Consider the following 25360-nt stretch of genomic DNA (forward strand, 5'->3'; position numbering starts at 1 on the left):
TACCATATTTATCTTTTTACAACAACGAAAAACCTGTTAAAGCTTATCTATTCTGAAAGTCTGATAACATACTATTTATTTCACCTTACGTTTAAGCTCACACTCATGACCATTACTATTAAAACGGATGCCGAAATTGAAAAAATGCGCATCGCCGGAAGACTAGCAGCAGAAGTTCTAGAGTTCATAGAGCCTCATATAGTACCGGGCATCACCAGTAATGAAATTGATCAGCTTTGTCACGATTATATGGTGAATATCCAGGACACCATTCCAGCCCCCCTTAATTATCGTGGTTTTCCCAAATCAATTTGCACCTCAATCAACCATACAATTTGTCACGGCATTCCCAATGATAAAAAACTAAAAAAAGGCGATATTATTAATGTGGATATCACCGTCATCAAAGATGATTATCATGGCGACACCAGTAAGATGTTTTATGTAGGAGATGTTGCACCCCATGCGAAGCGCTTATGCAGCATTACCCAGGAATGCCTAATGCTCGCAATTGAACACGTTAAACCAGGTTGCACTTTAGGGGATATTGGCTACGCTATCCAAAAACATGCCGAATCGAATCGCTACTCGGTCGTACGCGAGTTCTGTGGTCATGGCATAGGTAAGAAATTCCACGAAGAGCCCCAGGTACTGCATTACGGCAAACCCGGCGAAGGCATTGCTCTAAAAGAAAACATGATATTGACTATTGAGCCGATGATCAATATCGGCAAGCGCCATGCCAAAGTTTTAAAAGATGGCTGGACTGCTGTTACCAAGGACCGCTCACTCTCTGCTCAATGGGAACATACCATCCTGGTTACCCCGACAGGGCATGAAGTTCTAACTTTACGCAAAGAAGAACAATGAACCCTATCAACACCCAACCCCGCCCCGATGCCAAACGAATCAAACAGGCTATAAAACGACACAATATCCTATTGCAAGAAACATTCTCTCCGCAAAAACCGATTCAAGACTTCTTACACGCAAAAACACAGTTTATTGATGAGGCACTGTGTATTCCCTGGAAATACTTTATTCGCGATAACCCAGATAATTTTGCCTTAGTCGCGGTGGGAGGCTATGGTCGCCAGGAAATGTTCCCACATTCTGATATTGACCTACTGATACTCTTTCACGACGACACGACCGAAGCCGAAAAACAACAACTCAGTGATTTCTGCACCTTTCTCTGGGATATCGGGTTAAAGCTAGGATTAAGCGTACGTAGTAGTTCAGAATGCTTTCAAGCCTGTATTGATGATCAAACCATCCTCACCAACTTGATGGAATCTCGCCACCTGATAGGGAACCCAAAACTAAACTCCGGCCTTGGCAAGCAATTATCAACCAACCCACCCTGGTCTTCAGAAGCATTTTATAACGCAAAAATCGAGGAGCAACAATCACGCTACCTAAAATTTCATAACACGGCTTATAACCTTGAGCCCAACATTAAAGAAGGTCCAGGCGGCTTGAGAGACATACAAATTTTAGCCTGGGTATTCAAGCATCATTATCAAACGGCAACCTTAGGCGAACTCACAAAATTCGATTTTTTACCACAGTCAGAATATGAGGAACTATATGCTGCTCAGGAATTATTATGGAAAATTCGTTTCGCATTACACTTATTAACCGGACGCTGCGAAGACCGTTTACTGTTTGATTACCAACGTGACCTAGCGAACACTTTCGGCTTTACTGAGCAGGAGAATAATCACGGTGTCGAGCAGTTTATGCAGCTTTTTTTTAAAACCGTAATGCAATTAGAGCGCCTTAACGAAACACTGCTGCAACTATTCAACGAATACTGCCTGCCCCATGATGATAAAGCCTACAAAGCAAATGTCATAAACGACAAATTTGACAGCATAGCTGGATATATCGCCGCACGTAGTGTCAATATTTTCCAAACCCACCCGCACGCTTTTTTTGAGATATTCATACTAATACAAAAAATCCCCTCATTAAAAGGCGTAAGAGCAACAACAATTCGCCTGATTAGAAGTAATTTACACCTGATCGATGATAACTTCCGCAAAGACCCAGTAAACCGCCAACTGTTTATCAAAATATTACGTCAGCCTCGCGGCATCACTTCAGCCTTACGGCGTATGAATCGCTATGGCATATTGGCAGCCTACCTGCCAAGCTTTGATAACATCGTCGCGCGTATGCAATACGACCTATTTCATATCTATACCGTGGATGAGCACACAATGTTTGTCATCCGTAATTTACGCCGCTTTGCGCTAACCAAGCACAATCATGAACTGCCCTTTTGCAATGATATCTTTCTGTTAATTTCTAAGCCGCATATACTCTATATAGCTGGATTATTTCATGATATAGCTAAAGGCAAAAAAGGCGACCATTCCGAACTAGGTCAAGTCATTGCACAACAGTTTTGTATAGATCATGAAATCTCAGAGCACGATACCAAGCTAATTTGCTGGCTAGTCAAAAACCATTTGGTCATGTCAACGACGGCCCAGCGCAAGGATATTAGCGACCCCGATGTCATCCATGAATTCTCAGCAAAGGTTGGTAAAACGGAAAACCTGAATTATCTCTATTTACTGACAGTTGCCGATATACGAGCAACCAACCCCAAGCTTTGGACTTCCTGGAAAGACTCATTGCTTAAAGAGCTTTATATCGCAACCCTGAATGCCTTAAGACGCGGACTGGAAAACCCGATTAACCAACAAGACACTATCAAGGAAACCAAAGCAGAAGCACGCAGCGAACTACTCAGAAAAGGCCTTTCCAACAGCAGCATTGATAAAGCCTGGCAGCATATCAATTCCGATTATTTTCTGCGCTATTATGCCGATGAAATCATCTGGCATACTATTGCCATCAATAATTGCGCCGACCAGGATTTACCTTTGGTGCTTTTACGCCCTCAAAATCAACGAGGTAGTGCGGAAATTTTTATCTACGCGGCTCACCAGCAAGAAGATTTTATCTTTTCAAATACAACCGCCTCATTAGATAAACTTGGCCTAACCATCCTGGATGCAAGAATTATTACCACAGAGAACCAATACGCAATAAATAGCTTTCAAGTATTAGAGCAATCAGGCGAACCTATCAGTGACCTGCGCAGAGAATTACATATATGCTCTACCGTCAATCAACAACTACAAAAACAATCCAGCAAACTAGAGCAAAACCTACATCATCAATCACGCCAGGCTGAGCATTTCCCTATCGCCACCAAAGCACATTTTCATCAGGATGTGCAAAATCAGCATAGTATTTTAGAGCTAATTACCACCGACCACCCAGGCCTACTCTCTAAATTAGCCAGCCTTTTCCGCGAGCATCACTTTAATCTTCTGAATGCAAAAATTACCACCATCGGTAGTCGTGCCGAAGATATGTTTACCCTTAGCACACAGAATAAACAACCAATCAACCCTGAACAGCAACAGGTTTTTATTGATGAGTTAAAAAACTTACTCAGACAATAATTCTAGAAAAATCAGTTGAGCGCGAATTTATAGTGCAAGATATTGAATTCATATAATACTTTCAAAAAATCTTAGCTTCACCCATAGCTTAGGCGGATATTTTTTGCAAGTGCGGTGGAATCAAGAACTTGTGCTAGAAGCCGTGAGCAACTGATTTTTCTAGCATCATAGGCAATCCATGCACCATAAATGCCGCGCCGCCACAGACCAGCAAGTCCAACTGCTGATTTTTCAACGCCAGCTTTGGTCTTTACATTAGCCTCTCATATGTATTGCTTTTGCCGGATCATCAGTGATCAATATGTCAACGTTAAGGTCTAAAGCTTTTTGAATATCTTGCCCAGTATTACAAGTATAGGTCACAATCAGTTTATTGTGTTCCCGCAGAAAGTCAGCCAGCTCTTCATTAAGTGTTGCAATGGGCTGACAGATTCCCGCTAAAAAATGATTTTCGCTCACCGTCGTTATAATATCCGAAATTTTATCACTTTCATCCACAGCATAAACCAGTTCTATATCAGTGCTTAATCGATGTGCGTATTGCAGACTGTGCAGATTAAACGAGGAAATAAACACATCCAGATCATGAGCTGAACCTAGAATTTCTAGGCATTGCTGCACTTTTTTTTGCTGCCGCTGCAGTGTTTCCCACTCACGATTCTTGATTTCGATCTGTAATTTGCAGCGGCCTCTATACTGATTGACAAAGGCTTGTAAACTAAAGACCCCTTCCTCTTCGGCACCTGTAAAAAAAGCCGCGAAATTAAACTGCTGCAGTTCTGCAAAAGTGAAATCATCGATGTGTTTTCCTGGATAACCCAATTTATCAAGATAGCGATCATGCCAGAGTACAGATACACTATCTTTTGTTAATTGTACATCTGTCTCCATGCCATCGACTGGGTACAACAATGCTTTTTCAAAGGCCTTCCTTGTATTATCTGCAGCTTCCAGTCTGGCACCTCGGTGCGCATAGATATTACAAAAATTTAAGGGTTCTATTCTCATGCTTTAGCCCATTTAATATGCAATCTTGATAGTAGCACAAAGAGCTTTGCCAACCTATACCCATAACGGTGCAATTGGCTGCTTAAACCTAGAAAAATCAGTTTAACTAAAGAAATCATCACAGCACGAATTAATAATGCAGAACTTGAATTAGCAGTTTGTTCAAAATCAGCGCGAGGTACACGCAGTCAAAGTAGAATGGAAAACTTTATCATGACTGAAAATATGCGAACGTATTTAGTAGCGAAGAGCCCAGAGTGTAGAACGACTGCGCGTGGCACACGAAATTACTTTATTTAAACAATGCAGCACTAAGTTCAGACATCTTGATTCAGACGAAACTAATTTGAGACCATTTCCTAATTTTTTGCGGATGAAGTCAGCTCATAAATTAAGCGCAGATCGGTTCCTGGATAATTGAGTTCCGTTTGATTGAGTTGTTCAAATAACTTTTCTATTGCTTTATTACTTGCAGGTCGGGAAGTACTATGCACACGTATCCGAAGTTGTTTTTTTACTTCATCGGGTAATATATCTGCTTCTGTCACAAACAGCGTTTGTAATAGTTGCCTTGCCATCGGAAAGTCGATTGTCGGTGAGGTTAGCAGAGCGGCCATTGCTGTTTCTGCCCGATAAGCGATCATGTTGACAGTATCTATCAGCCGCTTTTTCCCTGGCAGAAGCTGTTCGAACTTATCTTCGTCTCTCAACTCTTGCCAGGTAATGTGTTTGGGCGTTTGGCTTAGTTTTTCCTTGATGGTTTTTAGTTCATTTTCATAATGCTCTATTTCTTCGAGTAATTCTGCTCGTTTTCTTTCCCATTTCTTGTATTTCACATCTTCCGTTTCATCTTTTTTAATCACCGGATGAAGTTCCATCGCTGCAAATCGAGATAGACGGTAATTGAGTTTGGATTGTATCGAATTACGCTGTCCTTCCTGTTGGCGCCTATCAGGGTTGACCACCTTTTGGGTATCGGATAGTGGCTCTATTCCATACTCCTGTAGCATATCTAGCCCATAGTGGTGCTTCATATATCTAAAAAAGTTCTCTTGGCACCACCGGCTAAACATTCGCCCAGAAACAGCCGTCAATTCTAGTTCATAGGCTGTGGTAATAATACTGGTTTGGTGACCAGAATCAGTCAACTTGCGCACTTCTCTCATCCACATCGCCTGTTTTTTGGTTCCAACCAGACTGCCTCGTTCGGCGAGTTTCATGATGACTTTTTCACCACTCGGTAGTGTGATCTCCTGACTGGAAAAATTGTCCAGTGGCCAATTTTCGGTGGGAAATTTATGATAGGTCATGCAAGCGACACGATGCTTGTCCCACATCTTTCTAAAGAATGCGGGGCTATAGCCTTCTCTATCAAACACCAGGATAAAACGACAGGCTTGTTTGTTTTGCTGTAATGCTTGTGCACTCGGTTGATTCGGAATGTCTTTGAGTAATCGGGGGACGATATCTTCTTCCAGCGTTTTTAGTAAGCCCGGATCCACCGTTTTTTCAACGACAAAGAAGGGACGCCCCGTACCATCATTAACCCAGTAGTCGGTGATACCCCGTAAGCAGAGTTTTTCGCGTGAAACATGCCGTTTGGGAAGTTTAGTCAAGTGTCCATGATAGACACGGACATGACCATCTATGTAGAGTGTTCCTGCTGCCTCTGGTTCATTTTCCATCCATTGTCGACTGAGGTCGGCCGCCCAGCTTTCAACTGATTCTGGATCAGACAGTCCTTTTACTTTGGTTCTTAAACAGCGCACTTCGGGAACCCGATCCAGGCCAAGTAGTTTGCCGAATTCACCCGGTGCATGCTCGCGAAGTTGTTCGGCATTTTTGATGCGACATAGTCCCATAAAGGCGAGTAGCAATAGGATATGAAAGGTTTGATAATAACCTGTCAGTTTGCCAAGGTGGTGCTCAATGTCATTTAATAAGCCATTGCTAAGTAACGCGGGCAATGCACATAACACACCGCCTTTAGGAACATCTAAACAGGATTCGAATTCGATTGAGGCTCCCTTTTCCTGCTCACCCAAAGCCGCCTGGATTCGCTCTTCTACTCGAGTGCAGGCCGTACCGAGTGACTCGGCTGCACTGGCATCAATAATATCACGGGCTGATTTGGTACTGCCATCATTGGGGTCTATTGATACGGCAGACTTTTTTTTAAACGTCCATCACTGATCGCCTTGCGAAAGGTATCTGCCCGGATGCCTAATTCTTTAGCGGCTTCGTTAGGCGTCATACCTTGATCCAGATATTCCTGAGCTTGCTGCAAAACCTCAAGCGTAAAGAGTGGTCCTCCCTTGCGAGTCGGGCGAGGTTCAAAAAACGAATCAGCCCCTTTTTCTCGTAGTTGCCTTAATGAGCGCATAACACTACTTTTAGAGACACCAAAGGTTGTAATAATATCGATTGAACGACAGGAGCCGGTATTGATGAGTTGAGAGGTGTGAAGTCTAAATAATCTCTTATTGTCAGCCTGGTGAGAATAGATCGGGATACCGCCGAGGAAATAAAACCACTCATCATTTCGGTTATCAACACTGACCTGACCATTTATAATAGTCGTACCCTGAGGAATTATTGGGAGCATGAGTTGCTGCATTAATTGAATACCTCGTATGATATGAGGGCTTAGTTTAACCTAAATGAGTACCGTTTTCATTTCTTTAGCTGAAAATATCAATCATTTGACAATAATTCCCTAACCCTTTAATTATATTGCCTAGTTTAAGTTTTAATGGATTTCTTTCAGGATAGCGAATCAAGATGTCTGAAGTTGTTTATCCAGGCATTTTTTATGACACTCTAACGCACAAGATGACTCCCCAGTTAGGTTAATTATGTATTTAAACGTATTGTTTAACAAGAGAAAGGTACATTCTGCCTCCCCTTCCAGCCTGGACAAAGCAACTTAAGCTACATTCGCTGTCCGCGTACTTAGACAAAGAGAATTATAAAAAAATTTCTCAAAGTGATTTAGTTCATAGTTCATGACCTTAATTTATGAGTAAATACACAGGCCCCATAACAAATACGAATAACAACTAAACTCATGATAATTCAAGGAGTCTAATGATGAAAACTTTACCCGCATTATTTTCAGGCATTATGCTTGCCCTGATAATATTCCTAACCGGACCTACCAAAGCTGGCTCTACTATTATAGATCAAAGCCTCTTTCTGAATAATGAAATTTCCGACTCATGGAGAAACTTCCATATAATTGACCTAGGCAAGCCTTTTAATGCCGGGGGTATACTTAAGCGCTGGGAAATTATTGCCAATAATGAAAATTTAGTCCAGCTGGTTATTTACAGACGGGAAGGTGATAAATTCATTGTCGTTGGTAGGAGCGAAATAGAAACACCCCAAGAGGGATATAATCAGTTTGAACTACGCAACAAACTAATTGATGTTAAGGCTGGAGATTTTGTGGGTATGTACTATCCCGACCAGAGTTCAGTGAGTTATAGCGAGGATAACAATGGCACAACACTGTTAACGAACTCTGATGCAGGGGGCAGTAATGATGCAGCAACCAGTTTTACTCATATAACAAACCGCCATTATGCCATCAGGGCGATAGGCGGATTAAAAATATTTAATTAATAGCCGGAATTTCACCGAGCGCATCAACGATAGAATTCACCACAGGTAACGCCAGTTCACTAGTGTTAATATTTACCCCCAGTTCGGCTAGTTGTGTAACCTGCAAGCCTTGGTATCCGCAAGGATTTATAAAACTAAACGGGCTTAAATCCATATTGTTATTTAAGCTCAAGCCATGATAACTACAGCCCTTTTTAATGCGTAGGCCCACTGAGCCAATTTTCTTGCCCTGAATGTAAACGCCTGGTGCTTCAGCTTTTGCAATTGCATGCAAACCATATTGAGCAAGGGCTGTCATCATAGCCTGTTCAATAATGCTCACCAACTGGCGTACTCCCAGCCCTCTACGCTTAATATCTATAAGCGTGTAAACAACCAACTGCCCTGGCGCATGATAGGTAATTTGTCCGCCCCTATCAGTATTGACTAGCGGAATATCTACAGCCTGTAATAAGTGTTCCGGTTTACCATTGAGCCCCTGAGTAAACACCGGAGCATGTTCGACTATCCAGATTTCATCTGCGCTATGTTCACCTCTGGCCAAAGTAAAATCCTGCATTTTCTGCCAGCAACTTAGATAGTCTTGGTGGCTTTTATTATAAATACTAATCTTCATAAGCAGCCACTTGCTGGATAAAATTATCCAGATCACTCGCCTGTGTTACTAAATTACTTTGTAACATCGGTAAGCCAGGTTTTAACTTTAAAATTGCAGCCGTAAAAATGCCTGTGCCATTACGTTGCATTTTCCCTTTCTCATTCCATTGTTTGCAATTATCGACTCCGCAACTCGGCGATTTATCTTTTAAAATAAAACCGGATATTTGCGAATTGTCCAGAAAGGTTTCTGCATAGCTCATCATCTTTTCTGTTAGATCGACTACCGGCTGAGTACAGGTTAACAAATGAATTTTTGTGCCTTGTTGATGTAGTTCTATTTTTGCACGCGGCACACCCAGACCGATTTCTACTTCGGGGCAGACGGGAATAATAGTAAAGTGCTCGGTTAGTTGCTTGATGATCGTGTTTTCCTGGTGATCCCCATCGTAGCGGACTTTATGGCCTAGTAGGCAGGCGCTGATTGCTATGGATTTTATTTGTGGCATTCTTGCGTACTCGGGGATTACTATAAAATAGTGAGTTCTGGAATGCAGGTTTCGATATAAACCGTAGGGCGCGGCTTTAGCCCGCCTTTAATAATCTAAAAATTGGCGGGCTAAAGCCACGCCCTACAACGTCATAGTTATATGCGGGCAAGCGTTTAAATCCGTATAAATAGCATCCAGTTGCGCTTTGCTTTGTGCTTCAATTTCTACCGTAATGGCAATAAAATTGCCGCCTTTACTCAAGCGTGTTTTAACGGCTCCTTCAGTTAAATCCTCCACATGGCGACGAACCAGTTCCACGATAATCGCATCCAGATCAGGGATATTTTTACCCATGGCCTTGATCGGAAACTGGCAAGGGAAATCAAAGGGTGATTCATGTTCTAATTCGGTCATGAAACTGCTCGCTTGTATTGTTGAAATAATTGCTGCATTTTTTCCCACACAGGACCCACCTGGCCATCACCTACTCGCTCATTATCCAGCGTGATAACCGGTAAAATTTCTCGCGTAGAACTGGTCAACCAGATTTCACTTGCTTTGCGCAAATCTACTTCGGCAATTGCTTCTTCGCGCAGACTCATCTTATTTGATTTAGCTAAATCTATAATGACATCTCGGGTGATGCCCGGCAAAATTTCATTGCTATTGGGTGGCGTGACCAATACACCCTCTATCACAGCAAAAACATTACTCGCAGCGCCTTCTGTAGCAAAGCCGTCTTTAATCAAAATAGCTTCAGCACAGGATTTATCTACCGCTTGCTGACGTAATAATATATTTGCCAATAAGGTCGTTGCTTTAATACTACACAATTCCCAGCGCATATCATCCAGAGTAATTGCTTTTACGCCCTGTTCTCGTGCAAAAGGAGCAATCGCAGAACACATGGCAAAAATTGTTGGCTTGCTCTGCTGCGGAAATGCATGGTCCCTGGTATCGGCTACGCCACGGGTAATTTGCAGATAAATATATTGCGCCTCACCTTCAACTAACAACGGCTGTATGATATCTAGCCATTGCTGAGTATCTAAAGAGACTGTCAGGCGTATCCCATTTAAACTATTATTCAGGCGTTGCAAATGTGCTTCCAGGCAAAATAAATGGCCGAAATAAGCGGGAATCACTTCATACACGCCATCACCAAATAAAAACCCTCGGTCCAGCACGGAAACTTTTGCCTCTGATAAAGGCAAATATTCGCCATTCAAATAAACTGCTTTACCTTGCATAAGCTTATTTGATTAACATTAAACCTGAATCGTAGGTGCGCTGTAAAAAGCTGCCTTTTTCCACAGCATTAAGTGCTACCAAAGGCATAGACCGAACGGTTTCATCACGTAAGGTAACGTTAACCACACCCAGCTGATCACCTTGTTTTACAGGTGCCATAATATTAACGTCAACACTGGTTGCCGCTTTCATTTCTTTATAATGTCTTCTGGAAATGGTCACGTATAAGTCTTCTGGAACACCTAGGCTTACTGTGTCGCTTGCGCCCTTCCAGACTCTGGCAGTGGTTAATTCGGTATTCGCGTCGTAGAGCTTGTGCGTTTCAAAAAAGCGGAAACCATAATTCAATAAAGTCTGGCTTTCATTGGCACGGGCGCTCTTACTTTTAGTACCTAAAACGACTGAAATCAAACGCATTTGTTCGCGTTTTGCAGATGCGATTAAGCAATACCCTGCTTCTTCCGTATGTCCCGTCTTAACTCCATCAACTGACTCATCGCGCCATAATAAAGTATTGCGGTTTTGTTGGGTGATATTGTTATACGTGAATTCTTTTTCAGAATCCCAGCGATAATATTCTGGAAATTCATTAATCACCGCACGCGTTAAAGTCGCTAAATCGCGTGCCGTTGTGTAATGTTCGTCAGGAACGGGTAAACCTGTGGCATTCATAAAATGCGTACTATACATTCCCAGACGCTGCGCCTGCTGGTTCATCATTTCAGCAAAAGTATGTTCATCACCTGCGATATGTTCTGCAATAGCAACACTGGCATCATTTCCAGATTGAATAATGATGCCTTTGAGTAAATCTTCTACCTTGACCTGTTTATTAACTTCAATAAACATTTTTGAACCCGGTGTACGCCAGGCTTTTTCGCTGATAGTGACCATCTCATCAAGACTCAAGCGGTTATTACTCAATTCACGAAAAGCGATATAAACCGTCATAATTTTAGTCAGACTTGCTGGTGGAAGCACTTCATCCGCATTTCTCTCGGCTAAAATTCGTCCACTATCGAAATCCTGTAAAAAATAGCTGCTTGCATTCAAGCGAGGGGGTGCAGGTATTTTTATTTCATTTTCTGCCTGACTGTAGGTCAAAGGCAGTAATAAAAAAACAAATAAAACTAATTGTTGCTGGATTTTTGGGAACATAAACGTAAGGGTATGAACTATAAGTTGAAAAAATTATACCATGTATATCTAAGGGAGATGGAAAGAAATAATCATCCAGAACAACCAGGAGAAATGGTCAAAAACCATTTCTCCAACGATGGCATTCGGTCAACAAACTGATAATACGTCTTCATTGCTTTTTTACCTACCTTTACTCCTGTTTCATATATTTTTTCTGTTAATTTAACAATAGGTGCTTTGCCATTGTAGGTCATACTTTTGGCAAATTTTAAAGTTGTTTCAACTGTATCCATTATGTCGCCACTAATATGATTTTCATAGGCTCCCCATACTCGTTCAATTGGGTTATATTTACTATGATAAGGAGGGTAGTAGGCCAGTTTTATCTTTATGTTGCTTTTTTCAGCAAACTCCACAAGCCTTTTTATAAACTGAGTTCTGGAGCTACTGTTCTCCATACCATTGTCAGCGTTAATTGTCAGAATATCTACTCCATATTTTTCTTGAATTTCTGGCCAAATTTCTTCCAATCGGTCAACGATGAAATCACTGCTGGCATAGCCTGCTGTAAAGAAAAGGAAAAAATCATCATGTTCAGGCAGATAAAAACCAAAAGGAGTTAACTTTTCCTTAACATCTAAATCATGATCCTCTGCTTTTGTTAAAACCCGATTTCGTCCTCCCCGTGAAAAATTTCCTATATTCATTCTTGCTTTGGCATCAATTGATATACGAATCTCTTTTGGGTTGATATCTGCCATTCCATTGACTGAATGAACTTGTTCAAAAATTGCATCCGTTTCCTTGATTTTCTTATGAGGCTTTGTTTTTTGTACCTTTTTTGGATGGTAACTCAGGTCATTTAATTTTGTATTGATAGTTTTTGAGCAAGGTAATGTTTTTTCATCGTAATAATCAATCTCCAGTAAACGTTTTCTAACTTCTTTAGCCGTTAGCCGGGTATATAATCGACAGGAATTAAAAGAGGGATCCGTTTGACACTCCGGTTCAGCAATTTTTTTTATGTCATCAAGTAGATGAGGAAAATGCTCTTCACTTTTATTACGCCCTCTCGCTGAAAAATTATCTTCTATGGGCTGAGTTTCAAGTTCATATTGTCCTTTTCGGATAGTGCCTCTATTCCATCCTAGTTTTTCTTCAGCAATACTTGCACCACCTGAGCCTAGTAGCTCCACCGTTTCAGCCATGAATATACGACGTACCGAGCCTTTTAAACGATGGGCTGTATTTATAATCCAACCTATAATGCTATCTGTTAATATCAACAAGCTTATCTGCCTAGTGTGAGAATAAATTCAGAATTCATTATTATAAATTATTGAGACACAAGCTTACTTCGTTTGGATGATTATTTCTTTCCATCTCCCTAATAATGCTTTCAGTGCATTTTTTATAGAGCACTGCATTTTCGCAGGTAATTTGAAATATATTGAAGACTATTTTTTATTGCCATGAAGGACAAAAAAGCGTCATTCCCGAAGTCTTTTATCGGGAATCTATGCTTAACCTGCGAGATTCCTGCTAAAAGCATGCAGGAATGACGAAACAATGACAATACACCTTCAAGCCCTTCATGCTCTTCATGGTAAAAAACAGGTTTTTATTCCAAGCAAGGTCTAGACTAGAGGCCTGATGTTTCATTCAGAAATATAATGACCCTGCTCTATACCTAGCTGTTTTAATTTTGCGCTGATATGATCTGCTTCTGTTACTGAAGAGATAGGGCCAAGCTGTACTTTAAAGAATTTACTTCCTGCGCTTTCGTCCGTTACGATTCTACTTTCTGACAATTCCACAGCGGACATTTTTTGTTGCAATAAAAGCGCATTTTCACGTGTTGAAAAAGCACCGACCTGATAATAAATCTTATGAGTCTGAGCAACATCATCACCCATTTCATTATCCCCAGGCTGCAGCGCAATAACATCCACAAAACCGGTGCCTGCTTTAGCCAGACCTAATTTCGCAGCAGCCGCAAATGATAAATCAATAATTCTATGCGCATGAAAAGGTCCGCGATCATTGACTCTAACTATTACGCTACGCTGGTTATCTAAATTTGTCACGCGTACATAACTGGGAATAGGTAATGTTTTATGTGCAGCAGTCATCGCCCACATATCATAAACCTCTCCTGTTGCGGTATTTTTCTGGTGAAACTTAGTGCCATACCAGGAAGCGATGCCTTGCTTTCTATAACCCTTATTGCTAGGCTGCACATGATAAGTTTCACCCAAAACAATATAAGATTCAGGGTTAACAGAGGGCGACCAGGGTTCATAGCGTGGCACCGCATCCGGAATGGCCGAAATATTAACCGTTATATTTTCTGGGCCACCATCGATAACAACAATAGGCTCTTTTTTTTCTGGAGCAGAACAGGCACTTAAACCTGCTATCAATAATACGAGTACGGCTTTATTCATTGATGACCAGGGTATTGCTGTTTAACTGCCTGACTTAATTGAAAAACTGCCAAAGCATATAGAGGGCTATGGTTATAGCGGGTAATCACATAAAAATTCTCTAAGCCTACCCATAAATCCTGGCCTTTTTCTTGCTCAAAGCTTAATAATTTTAGCGGCTCATCATCCGCCATTTGCTTTGGAAGCTCGACCTGCATAGCTCTCAATTGCGCTGCATTAGTATCTGGCTTCAAGCCTTTCGTTAATGCCTGTTTATATTGCTCGCCTGTCGCAGTAACAGGAAACGCAATATCTTTGCCGGGCTGCCAGTGATGTTTAGCAAAATAATTTGCCACACTGGCAATCGCATCTGCAGGATTATTCCAGATATCACGCTTAGCATCGCCTTCATAATCAGCAGCAAAGTTACGGTAACTACTTGGCATAAACTGTGGCATGCCCATAGCACCCGCATAAGAGCCAACCGGAACTAATGGATCCATTTTTTCTTCACGGCACAATAGCAAAAAGTTCTCTAACTCGCTGAGAAAGAACTTGCTACGCTTAGGATAATCAAAACCTAATGTCGCCAGTGCATCAATAACCCGATGTCCGCCAGTCCTTTCTCCATACAAGGTTTCAACACCGATAATCGCCACAATAATTTCTTCAGGAATGCCATGTTTCTGCTGCATTGCCGCTAAACTCTGCTGATTATCCTGCCAGAATTTAACACCGCCCTGTATGCGTGAGTCACGTATAAAAATTTTACGATATTTATACCAGGGCATACCTTCTGCAGGGCGAGTCATCGCTGCGATAATTTTGGGTTGTATCTCTACAGATTCGAATAAAGTATTTAACTCGGCACGATCGAACTGATGCTCAGTAACCATTTTGTTGATAAATTTATCAACAGCCGCCTTATCTTTGATCTCTGCCTGAGCAACCGAATGACTGATAAGTGCGAAAAAAAACAAGGTAGCAAGCAATAGTTTTTGCATAATAAAGGTTGTTTATATAATAAATATAGATACGAATTACATAGGATCTGCTGACGACAGGAAGCTCATCAAGAACAAAAGATGCGCTTCGTTCCTCAGCACATCCTGTATCAACTTGCTTAACTTAATGGCAGCAATACAAAGCAAAAAAACTCATAATAAGCTTATTTTTTAACATACAGATCGGTGATCGTACCCGTCACCATTTCTGCTGCCAAAGCAAAGGTTTCTGAAAGTGTAGGATGTGCATGTATGCTTAAACCTACATCTTCAGCATCAGCCCCCATTTCCAGCGCTAAAACTGCTTCGGCAATCAGTTCGCCGGCATTTGGACCCACCATACCCGCCCCTAAAATACGCCCTGTTTCAGGATCGCACAGCATTTTTGTTAAACCTTCATTGCGGCTTAGACTTAAAGAACGTCCGCTTGCTGCCCAAGGAAAAGCTCCTTTGTCATAGGCTATTCCTTGTTCTTTCGCCTGATTTTCAGTTAAGCCCATCCATGCGACTTCTGGATCGGTGTAGGCAACCGAAGGAATCGTTAGCGCATCAAACCCGGATTTATGTCCTGCAGTTACTTCAGCTGCAATTTTGCCTTCATAAACGGCTTTATGTGCCAGCATGGGGTTACCCACTATATCGCCAATCGCATAAATATACGGCACGTTGGTTTTTTGTTGTTTATCAACTGCAATAAAGCCACGCTCATCAACATTCACACCTGCTTTTTCAGCACCGATCAAAAGTCCATTTGGCTTACGCCCGATAGCAACCAGCACTTTATCAAAGACTTCAGGCTCGGGTGCTTTATCCCCATCAAAAGTCACTTTAAGCCCATCATCTTGAGGCTCTATACTCGCAACTTTGGTTTTTAACCAGATGTTTTTATATTGCTTTTTAATATGGCGTTGCAATGGCGTGACTAAATCTTTATCGCAGCCAGGAATAATCTGATCCATAAGCTCGACTACGCTTATTTCAGAACCCAAGGCATGATAAACCGTTGCCATTTCCAGACCGATAATACCGCCACCCACTACCAACAGTTTTTTGGGTACATCTTCTAGATTCAAAGCTTCAGTAGAATCCATCAAACGTGGATCATCATTAGGGAAGACAGGAACTTTATTAACCTGCGAACCTGCTGCAATAATAGCGTTATCAAAGGTGATTTGCTGAGTGCCTGACTCACTGACTACCTGCAGAGAATTAGCCCCGGTGAATTCACCCAGACCTTGAACTAGCTGAACCTTACGCTGTTTAGCTAATTTTGCTAAACCTCCTGTCAAGGTATTGGTAATACCTTCTTTCCAGCCTCTGATTTTATCTAAATCAAACTCAGGTTTACCAAAGCTTAAGCCGTGTTGTTCAAAATGTTTAGCTTCGTGCACTATCTGTGCTACATGCAATAAAGCTTTGGAAGGAATACAACCAACATTCAGGCATACCCCGCCTAAAACAGGATATTTCTCCACCAGCACAACCTGCTTACCTAAATCTGCTGCACGAAATGCCGCCGTATAACCGCCAGGACCACCACCTAAAACCAGGACTTCCGCATGTATAACTTCTGTCATATTCTCAACTCCCTATAGTAATAAGCGGCGTATATCGCTTAAGTATTTAATTATTGTCGACATAAATCGCGCTCCATCTGCACCATCAACCACCCGATGATCATAAGTTATATCCAGGGGCAACATCAGCTTAGGAACAAACTCAGAACCATTCCACACTGGCTGCATAGACGAGCGAGTGACTCCTAGTATTGCCACTTCTGGTGCATTAACTATCGGCGTAAAAGCCTTACCACCAATACCACCTAAACTGGAAATAGTGATACATCCACCGCGCATATCTGCGGGGAGCAATTTACCGTTACGCGCCTTCTCACTGAGCTCAGATAATTCCCGCGTTAATTCAGCAAGACCTTTTTTATCGACATCTTTTAGAACCGGCACAACCAGACCATTCGGAGTATCTACCGCAATACCGACATTAAAATATTTCTTCAGAATTAAAGATTCGCCATCCGGCGATAAAGAACTATTAATTCTCGGGAATTGTTGCAGTGCTGCAACCAGAGCTTTGACAATAAATATCAAACCCGTGACTTTGATTTCAGTGGATTTATCTGCATTCAAGGCCTTGCGGAATGCTTCCATTTCGGTAATATCAGCATCATCATGATAAGTCACTAATGGCAAATTCAACCACACCCGGCTTAAGTTTCGCCCGGTCAAACGCTGTATTTTGCTGAGTTTTTGCTCTTCAATTTCACCAAACTGACTGAAATCTACCGCCGGAATAGAGGGTATACCTGCGCCACCTTGTGCCGGCACACCTGAAGACATGACCTGTTTAATAAAACTTTTTACATCTTCTTTTAAAATACGCCCTTTACGCCCACTACCCTGAGTAACCAGGCTGATATCCACGCCTAATTCACGGGCAAATAATCGTACACTTGGGCTCGCATGAGAAGGTTTACCAGAAACGCGGGCAGTCGCTGTACTTGCGGCAGGACTGCTAGCTACTTTTTTCTGTGCTGCCGGAGCATCTGCTGGCGTAGCGGCGGGTTTAGCTTGCTCAGCAGCAGGTGCCGCTGCTGCTGAAGACTGAACTTCCAGGCTAATAACTAAAGCCCCTTCAGAAACTTTATCACCCACGTTAACAAACACATCTTTAACAATACCTGAATGCGTGGAAGGCAAATCCATACTTGCCTTATCGGTTTCCAGTACCGCCAGAGTCTGTTCTTTCTCTACCGTATCACCCGTCTGGATTAATACTTCTATGACATCAATATCAGCAACATCGCCCACATCCGGCACTTTCACTTCAACTATACTTACACTGGTAGCGGGTGCAACTTCAGCTGGAGTTTCTGCCTTTTGCGCAAGATCAATCTGAACATCCTCTACGCCTATGACTTCTTCGCTCGCAACGGCTGCACTTTCACTTGCCTCCACTGTCACGACTAAAGCGCCTTCAGAAACCTTATCACCCACACTGATATGCACTGCTTTAACGATACCCGCTGCGCTAGAGGGCATATCCATGCTGGCCTTATCTGTTTCTAACACGGCCAGCGTTTGCTCTTGTTCAACAACATCGCCCACTTTCACCAATACTTCAATAACATCAATATCAGCAACATCACCGACATCTGGCACTTTTACTTCTGTTAATAGCGTCATAATAAACTTCTTTTGTTAGATTAACCAAGGTGCAATGATTTCAGCATCAATATTATATTTTTTAATCGCCTCATCAATTTTCGCCGCCTCAAATTCACCTTTGTCTGCCAGACTTTTCAGTGCAGCAATAGTGACATGATAACGATCCACTTCAAAGAATCCACGTAATTTTTCACGCGTATCAGAACGCCCAAAACCATCAGTTCCCAAAACAGTATACTCAGCCTTGATAAACGGACGAACCTGCTCGGCAAAAGCCCGAACATAATCGGTTGCAGCAATCACCGGAAACCCTGTTTTAGTAAGACACTTGCTTACATGAGAGACACGTGCTTTTGCTGTCGGGTGTAATCGACTCCAGCGCTCACATGCCACGCCATCACGCGCTAATTCAGTAAAACTCGTACAGCTCCAAAGGTCAGCTTCAACGCCCCAATCCTCACGCAATAGATTGGCCGCTTCCATTACTTCACAGAAAATCGTGCCGGAACCTAATAATTGCACTTTCGGCGCTTTTTTACGACTAATACCTGACTGAAACAGATACATGCCTTTTAGAATATCTTTCTCAACACCTTCTGGTATTGGCGGCTGATCATAATTCTCATTCATCACCGAAATATAGTAGAACACATCTTCCTGCTCTACATACATGCGGCGTAAACCATCATGAATAATGACCGCTAATTCATAACCGAAAGTCGGGTCATAAGAAATACAATTAGGAATCGTCGCCGACATCATATGACTATGTCCATCCTCATGCTGCAAGCCTTCACCATTCAAGGTCGTTCTTCCCGCAGTACCACCAAGCAAGAAACCTCTGGTACGTTGATCAGCAGCGGCCCAGATCAAGTCTCCAACGCGCTGAAAACCAAACATGGAATAGTAAATAAAGAACGGTATCATCGGTACATTATGCGTAGAGTACGCTGTTCCAGCCGCAATCCAGTCACATAAGCCTCCCGCTTCATTAATCCCTTCCTGCAATACCTGGCCTGCTTCGTCCTCTCTATAATACATTAACTGCTCGGCATCCTGAGGTGTATACAACTGCCCAACCTGAGACCAGATACCGAGCTGACGGAACATCCCTTCCATACCAAAAGTACGTGACTCATCAGGTACAATCGGCACGATACGTTCGCCAATTTTTTTATCTTTTACCAATACATTGAGAATTCTAACAAAAGCCATCGTGGTCGAAATACCATGTCCTGCTTTTGTACCATTCAATACCGCCTGAAATGCACTCAACTCAGGAATTTCCAACGCATCTGATTTTTGTCTACGTGCAGGAATATGACCACCCAGGTCTGTTCTCCGCTGCAGCATATATTTATATTCTTCAGAATCTTCGGCAAATTTTAAATACGGCAAGCCTTCAATTTCTTTATCAGTCACTGGAAGATGCCACCGATCACGAATATCTGTAATCGATTCTATGCTCATTTTTTTCTGCTGATGACTGGTATTCTGCGCTTGACCGGAATCTCCCATACCATAGCCTTTAATCGTTTTAGCGAGGATAACAGTAGGCTGCCCCTTGTGCTGCACGGCCGCCTGATAAGCAGAAAAGACCTTGATTGGGTCATGCCCACCCCGGTTCAGCGTCCAGATATCCCAATCTGTATATTCTTCGACCAGTTTTTTCAATTCAGGTGTATTAAAGAAATGCTCGCGCACATAAGCACCATCTTTGGACTTATAGGTTTGATAGTCACCATCAACGCATTCCATCATGCGCTTCATCAGTAAGCCCTCTTTATCTTTAGCTAACAACGCATCCCAATAGCGCCCCCAGATGACTTTGATAACATTCCAGCCTGCACCACGGAAGCTGCCTTCCAGCTCCTGAATAATTTTGCCATTACCGCGTACAGGTCCATCTAGACGTTGCAAGTTACAGTTAACCACAAAAACCAGGTTATCCAGCTTTTCGCGACCAGCCATGGTAATAGCACCCAGCGTTTCAGGCTCATCCGTCTCACCATCTCCCAGAAATGCCCAGACCTTACGATCTTCCGTCTTAGCCAGACCACGACTCTGCATATAGCGCATAAAGCGTGCCTGATAGATAGACATAATAGGGCCTAAGCCCATAGAAACGGTAGGAAATTGCCAAAAATCAGGCATTAGCCAGGGGTGAGGATAAGAAGAAAGTCCATTGCCGCCCACTTCCTGACGGAATTGATCCATCTGCTCATCAGGAAAACGGCCTAATAAATAAGCGCGAGCATAGTCTCCAGGACAAGAATGTCCCTGCACGAAAATCATATCCGCACCGCGCTCTTCAGTGGCCGCATGCCAAAAGTGATTATGCCCAACATCATACAAGGTTGCAGCTGATGCAAAGCTGGCAATATGTCCGCCAACATTAGTATTCTTATTCGCTCTTAAGACCATCATCATGGCATTCCAGCGAACATAAGCGCGAATTTTACGCTCAATTGTGGTCATGCCAGGAAACTTTGGTTGTTGCTCAACAGGTATCGTGTTGATATAAGCGGTATGGGCACTAAAGGGGATCGCTGCACCTGATTGTCTTGCCATTTCGACCAGCTGTCCAATAATAAACTGGACACGCTCATTACCATCCTGGTCCTGGATAGCACCTAAAGCTTCCAGCCATTCTTTTGTTTCTTGCGGATCTATATCAAGCTGATCTAACATATTGGCATTCAAACCATTACTCATCCCATACTCCTGCGATTTTGTGTTGTGCCTACTTTTTCAGCACTCTAAAACAATTGTAGGGTGGGCAATACTTTCCTGCCCACCCTGTAGTCCGATAATATTCAGTGGGCAAAAAAGAGCTGCCCACCCTAGCTTGTTACACTTAACTATTTTTTTGCATTTGCAACCGCCTCTTTAGCCAGTGCGGTTACGGCAGCCCAATCTTTATTCTTCACTGCTTCGGCCGGTACTAACCAGGAACCACCCACGCAAGCTACATTTTTAAGCGCCAGATAATCTTTATAATTACTCGGTGAAATTCCACCAGTGGGGCAAAAAGTTATTTGTGGAAGCGGCCCAGCTATCCCTTTTAACATGGGAATACCTCCTGCCGCTTCAGCCGGAAAAAACTTAAAATGATCCAGACCATATTCCATGCCTAACATTAACTCTGAAACAGATGCAATTCCAGGTATAAGCGCTATTTCACTTTGATTCGCTGCAGCCAAAAGCTTAGGTGTTAAACCCGGACTAATTGCAAATACTGCGCCCGCATCTGCAACAGCCTGCAACTGCTCAGGCGTAGTAATCGTACCTGCGCCAACATACGCACCTTCAACTTCTTGACTAATGGCTTTAATAGAGCCCATTGCTGCCGCTGTGCGTAAAGTAATTTCCAGCACTTTGATACCACCAGCCATTAACGCTCTAGCCAAAGGTACTGCATCCGCCGCGTCTTGAATAACCATGACCGGCATAACAGGCGATGCATTTAAAACGTCAGAGGGATGTACTTTCCAGTTATTTATAGTCATATTGATTTTTAATTATTTTAGTAGGGAGTGGCTTTAGCCCGCCTTTTATGTATTGGCGGGCTAAAGCCACTCCCTACCTCAGTTAGGTCCGATTAACTCGACAATACAGGTTATCTTCATCAAATAAATTAGTTGCTCCGGTTTCTGCAGAAGAAACGCCTACCCTGAATGCACCGAACATTTCTCTACCCATACCCCAGTGATGATCCTGCGCACTATTCGGCTCAGGTTTACGAGCAGCAAACACAGCAGCATCCACTAGCGCATTAACCTCACCAGTCTGGGCATTCAGGTTAATCACATCACCCGTGCGTACTTTAGTCAATGGGCCACCATCTTCACATTCAGGGCACATATGAATCGCTGAAGGCACTTTACCTGATGCGCCGGACATACGTCCATCGGTAACAATTGCTACTTTAAAGCCTCTATCCTGCAAAGAACCTAATAACGGGGTTAATTTATGCAACTCAGGCATACCATTGGATTTCGGTCCTTGAAAACGTAGCACAATAATAAAGTCACGTTCTAGCTCACCACGATGAAAAGCAGCGAGTACTTCATCCTGATCATCAAATACAATCGCAGGCGCTTCAACCACCTGGTGATCTTCAGAAACTGCAGATACTTTAGAAATACCGCGCCCCAGATTACCACGCATCAAATGCAGACCACCGCCTACAGCAAAAGGTTTTTCTAATGAACCGATAACCTCTTTATCCAATGAGCCATTAGGTCCCTCTTTCCAGACCAGTTTGCCATTTTCTATTTTTGGTTCTTGCGAGTAACCCGTCATACCGCGTTGATCGCCCACAGTTAAAACATCTTCATGCAAATAGCCGCCGCGTAATAATTCGGCAATCAACACACTCATACCCCCAGCGGCTTGAAAATGGTTGATATCAGCCGGCCCATTTGGATACACGCGTGTTAATAACGGCACAACACGCGATAGCTCATCAAAATCATTCCAGTTCACTTCAATACCGGCTGCTCGCGCAATCGCTACAATGTGCATCGTATGATTAGTTGATCCACCCGTCGCCAGTAAACCCACAATAGCATTAACGATAGCTTTTTCATCAATCACCCGACCTAATGGACGATAATCATCACCTAATGCAGTAAATTTCAAGACTTGCTCTGCCGCGGCTTTAGTGAGCTCATCACGCAGTGGTGTATAAGGATTGATAAAAGAACTACCCGGTAAATGTAATCCCATAATCTCGACCATCATCTGGTTACTATTAGCCGTACCGTAGAAAGTACAAGTACCTGGACTATGATAGGACTTAGATTCAGATTCTAATAATTCTTTACGGCCAATTTTCCCTTCCGCATACTTCTGCCGTGTGCGGGATTTTTCTTTATTGGAGATACCGCTGGTCATTGGACCAGAAGGAACAAAAACAGCGGGTAAATGTCCGAAACTCAATGCACCTAATAATAAACCTGGAACAATCTTGTCACAAACCCCAAGATATAAGCCACCATCAAACATATTATGGCTTAAGCTAATCGCGGTAGACATCGCTATCACGTCACGACTAAATAAAGACAGCTCCATACCTGGCTGACCTTGCGTCACTCCATCACACATGGCAGGAACGCCACCAGCAAACTGCGCAACACCACCGGCTTGCTTAATCGCGGCTTTAATTAAAGCAGGTGAATCTTTATAAGGCTCATGCGCAGATAACATATCATTATATGAAGAAATAATAGCAATATTCGCTTTCTTTTCCGCCGTTAAATCGGCTTTATCTGCTGGACTACAGGCTGCAAAACCATGTGCTAAATTACCACAGGCCAGAGTTGACCGATGCGGGCCTTGTTCAGCAGCTTTATCAATATGTTTTAAATAAAGAGCACGCACCACACGACTGCGCTCAATGATTTTTTGAGTAACCTCTTCTACTACTGAATGCATTTAATCTTTTCCTGTAAAGTTACTTTAAAGAAGTAATAAATAATAAAGTACCCCAAATTATGAACGCGTTATTATACAGCAACACTGTGCCAACAAAAACCACAGCAGACTGTAGAGCGGACTTTAGTCCGCTATTATTGGCAAGATTCAGTTCTATACTTCGCGCGGTCACGGATGCGGATTTCTAGCGGCTGAGTTTTTGCCGATAGCAACGCCGCTGAAACCGTTACGTAGCGAGCTATGCGCCAGTTTCAGCATCTTGCTATCGACAAAAATCAACTCACTATACAACCGCATCCGTGACCACGCGAAATATAGCAGACTAAAGTCTACCCTACACCAAAGCTCTAGCCTTTAAAAATGCCTGCTCAGACAAAGCACTCCAGTTTGAAACCTGCCCCCTAAACTGGTTAAAAGAAGTATAGATTTTCTTTGCCATCGGACCTTTATTAGCCAGCTCTAGCACCACTTCTTCGGAAATCTGCTTTAGTTTTCTCAGCACCTCATCCGGCAATGGCATTAACTTTACACCATGCTTGTTAACTAAGGCATCCAGTGCCTGATTATTTTTCGCCATATAATCAGACAACATATCTATATTCACTGCTTTACATGCCGCCATAACAATACTTTGTAAATCACCAGGCAACTTGTTAAACGCCTGTTTATTAATCATGGCTTCCAGCGTAGAACCTGGCTCATGCCAGCCAGGGTAATAATAATACTTGGCTACTTTATAAAAGCCAAAAGCCAGATCATTATATGGCCCCACCCATTCCGTGGCATCCAGCGCACCTGATTGCAAAGACGTAAATAACTCACCACCCGGCATATTGACCGTGGTACCGCCCGCTCTACGCAATACCTCTCCACCTAGGCCAGGGATACGCATTTTCAGGCCTTTTAAATCATCAATAGTTTTTATTTCTCTATTAAACCAGCCCGCCATTTGCACCCCCGTATTACCTGCCGCCGCCGGGATTAAATTAAATGGCGCGTATAACTCGCGCCAGAGCTCCATACCACCACCATAATACAACCAGGCATTCATTTCCTGAGCCGTTAAGCCAAACGGGACAGAAGAAAAAAACTGCGTTGCTTCATTCTTGCCTTTCCAGTAATAAGCACCTGAATGTCCCATTTGCGCAGTACCAGTAGAAACTGCGTCAAACACCTCAAAAGCAGGCACTAATTCATTCGCACCGTAGACTTTTACCTTAATACGGCCGCCACTCATTTCATTAATCATTTGCGCCAGCTGGTTAGCCCCAACACCCAGACCAGGAAAATTTTTCGGCCAAGCCGTAACCATTTTCCATTTGAACTGCGCTTTGGCGTGAACAACGCCAGGAGCGAGTAATGTACCACCTGTCGCTATAGCGCCTACACCAGCCTTATTAATAAAATCACGTCTTTTCATATTCTGTTGCCTTATACTTTAGTTGGCGTATTTTACCCGAATTAAACAGCAACTGGGTTGCTTTATCCTAAAACCCGAACATTACAAAAGGAGTACTGAAAAAACATCAGCCCTCTATCAACAATGTACGAAATAAAATTCACCACAAGCAATGGAAGCGGAACTAAAGGTCCCGCTTCCAGGTTGACTCATTTGTTCCATGCACATTCCTTAGCTTGCAATTAAAAATAACTAAAACATACCCATACGGCTTTTTTTACAGCATAATCAGTAGGAATATTGATAACCATATC

At 42.7% G+C, this 25360-nt stretch carries 21 protein-coding genes and 1 pseudogene; 4 read left to right on the forward strand and 18 right to left on the reverse strand.

Annotated features, from left to right (window positions below):
* Positions 1-105 precede the first annotated feature (105 nt).
* Entirely contained in the window at positions 106-870 is a 765-nt protein-coding gene (gene map / locus ACQY3F_RS13055; protein ID WP_428355312.1) for a type I methionyl aminopeptidase, read from the forward strand.
* Positions 867-3485 (forward strand): [protein-PII] uridylyltransferase, encoded by a 2619-nt coding sequence (glnD, locus tag ACQY3F_RS13060; RefSeq protein WP_428355313.1) that lies wholly within the window; start codon positions 867-869, stop codon positions 3483-3485. Before map ends, glnD begins: the two co-directional genes overlap by 4 nt.
* Before the next feature lie 255 nt (positions 3486-3740).
* Here glnD and ACQY3F_RS13065 read toward each other — a convergent pair whose 3' ends face one another.
* From ACQY3F_RS13065 to ACQY3F_RS13075, 3 genes are all read right to left on the reverse strand, one after another.
* A complete protein-coding gene (locus ACQY3F_RS13065; protein ID WP_428355314.1) occupies positions 3741-4493 on the reverse strand; it encodes a glycerophosphodiester phosphodiesterase in 753 nt (250 codons plus the stop codon).
* A gap of 359 nt (positions 4494-4852) precedes the next feature.
* Positions 4853-6649: a putative transposase gene (locus tag ACQY3F_RS13070; protein ID WP_428357611.1), complete on the reverse strand. Its 1797-nt coding sequence runs from the start codon at positions 6647-6649 to the stop codon at positions 4853-4855.
* On the reverse strand, positions 6646-7110 hold the full coding sequence (locus ACQY3F_RS13075) for a hypothetical protein (RefSeq protein ID WP_428353676.1): 465 nt from the start codon (positions 7108-7110) through the stop codon (positions 6646-6648). The genes ACQY3F_RS13070 and ACQY3F_RS13075 overlap by 4 nt, the downstream gene beginning before the upstream one ends.
* A 470-nt stretch (positions 7111-7580) precedes the next feature.
* Here ACQY3F_RS13075 and ACQY3F_RS13080 point away from each other — a divergent pair, with 470 nt between their 5' ends.
* Entirely contained in the window at positions 7581-8117 is a 537-nt protein-coding gene (locus ACQY3F_RS13080) for a hypothetical protein (protein ID WP_428355316.1), read from the forward strand.
* On the opposite strand, the gene lipB is transcribed toward ACQY3F_RS13080, so the two are convergent.
* The 14 genes and pseudogenes from lipB to edd all read right to left on the reverse strand — a co-directional run bounded on the left by lipB (position 8110) and on the right by edd (position 23647).
* Complete coding sequence (gene lipB / locus ACQY3F_RS13085; RefSeq protein WP_428355318.1) at positions 8110-8733, reverse strand: lipoyl(octanoyl) transferase LipB; 624 nt, start codon at positions 8731-8733, stop codon at positions 8110-8112. The two genes, ACQY3F_RS13080 and lipB, sit on opposite strands and share 8 nt — an antisense overlap.
* On the reverse strand, positions 8723-9223 hold the full coding sequence (locus ACQY3F_RS13090) for a DUF523 domain-containing protein (RefSeq protein ID WP_428355320.1): 501 nt from the start codon (positions 9221-9223) through the stop codon (positions 8723-8725). Before ACQY3F_RS13090 ends, lipB begins: the two co-directional genes overlap by 11 nt.
* Before the next feature lie 123 nt (positions 9224-9346).
* The gene (locus ACQY3F_RS13095; protein ID WP_428355321.1) at positions 9347-9619 is read right to left on the reverse strand and encodes a YbeD family protein; all 273 of its coding nucleotides are present in this window, start codon (positions 9617-9619) and stop codon (positions 9347-9349) included.
* Complete coding sequence (locus ACQY3F_RS13100; RefSeq protein ID WP_428355323.1) at positions 9616-10455, reverse strand: D-amino acid aminotransferase; 840 nt, start codon at positions 10453-10455, stop codon at positions 9616-9618. Before ACQY3F_RS13100 ends, ACQY3F_RS13095 begins: the two co-directional genes overlap by 4 nt.
* 4 nt (positions 10456-10459) lie before the next feature.
* A complete protein-coding gene (locus ACQY3F_RS13105; protein ID WP_428355325.1) occupies positions 10460-11614 on the reverse strand; it encodes a D-alanyl-D-alanine carboxypeptidase family protein in 1155 nt (384 codons plus the stop codon).
* Between the two features lie 71 nt (positions 11615-11685).
* Positions 11686-12882, reverse strand: a complete 1197-nt coding sequence (locus ACQY3F_RS13110) for an ISAzo13 family transposase (protein WP_428352931.1) — start codon at positions 12880-12882, stop codon at positions 11686-11688.
* A gap of 372 nt (positions 12883-13254) precedes the next feature.
* Complete coding sequence (locus tag ACQY3F_RS13115) at positions 13255-14043, reverse strand: septal ring lytic transglycosylase RlpA family protein (RefSeq protein ID WP_428355327.1); 789 nt, start codon at positions 14041-14043, stop codon at positions 13255-13257.
* On the reverse strand, positions 14040-15026 hold the full coding sequence (mltB, locus tag ACQY3F_RS13120) for a lytic murein transglycosylase B (RefSeq protein ID WP_428355328.1): 987 nt from the start codon (positions 15024-15026) through the stop codon (positions 14040-14042). Before mltB ends, ACQY3F_RS13115 begins: the two co-directional genes overlap by 4 nt.
* 164 nt (positions 15027-15190) lie before the next feature.
* Complete coding sequence (lpdA, locus tag ACQY3F_RS13125; protein WP_428355329.1) at positions 15191-16603, reverse strand: dihydrolipoyl dehydrogenase; 1413 nt, start codon at positions 16601-16603, stop codon at positions 15191-15193.
* Positions 16604-16615: 12 nt separating this feature from the next.
* Entirely contained in the window at positions 16616-17875 is a 1260-nt protein-coding gene (gene aceF / locus ACQY3F_RS13130) for a dihydrolipoyllysine-residue acetyltransferase (RefSeq protein ID WP_428357683.1), read from the reverse strand.
* Between the two features lie 183 nt (positions 17876-18058).
* Positions 18059-18226 (reverse strand): annotated as a pseudogene (locus ACQY3F_RS13135) (biotin/lipoyl-containing protein); the annotation flags it as partial.
* Positions 18227-18241: 15 nt separating this feature from the next.
* The gene (aceE, locus tag ACQY3F_RS13140; RefSeq protein WP_428355331.1) at positions 18242-20923 is read right to left on the reverse strand and encodes a pyruvate dehydrogenase (acetyl-transferring), homodimeric type; all 2682 of its coding nucleotides are present in this window, start codon (positions 20921-20923) and stop codon (positions 18242-18244) included.
* A 146-nt stretch (positions 20924-21069) separates the two neighbouring features.
* Entirely contained in the window at positions 21070-21717 is a 648-nt protein-coding gene (locus tag ACQY3F_RS13145) for a bifunctional 4-hydroxy-2-oxoglutarate aldolase/2-dehydro-3-deoxy-phosphogluconate aldolase (protein WP_428355333.1), read from the reverse strand.
* 82 nt (positions 21718-21799) lie between these two features.
* Positions 21800-23647, reverse strand: a complete 1848-nt coding sequence (edd, locus tag ACQY3F_RS13150; protein ID WP_428355334.1) for a phosphogluconate dehydratase — start codon at positions 23645-23647, stop codon at positions 21800-21802.
* Between the two features lie 59 nt (positions 23648-23706).
* On the opposite strand from edd, the gene ACQY3F_RS13155 reads away from it, so the two are divergent.
* A complete protein-coding gene (locus ACQY3F_RS13155; RefSeq protein WP_428355336.1) occupies positions 23707-23835 on the forward strand; it encodes a hypothetical protein in 129 nt (42 codons plus the stop codon).
* A 146-nt stretch (positions 23836-23981) separates the two neighbouring features.
* Here the strand turns inward: ACQY3F_RS13155 and ACQY3F_RS13160 are convergent, their stop codons facing one another.
* Positions 23982-25067: a TRAP transporter substrate-binding protein gene (locus ACQY3F_RS13160; protein ID WP_428355337.1), complete on the reverse strand. Its 1086-nt coding sequence runs from the start codon at positions 25065-25067 to the stop codon at positions 23982-23984.
* Between the last annotated feature and the right edge of the window lie 293 nt (positions 25068-25360).

The sequence above is a fragment of the Methyloprofundus sp. genome (genome assembly GCF_965251085.1).
In the GTDB taxonomy this organism is placed as follows: domain Bacteria; phylum Pseudomonadota; class Gammaproteobacteria; order Methylococcales; family Methylomonadaceae; genus Methyloprofundus.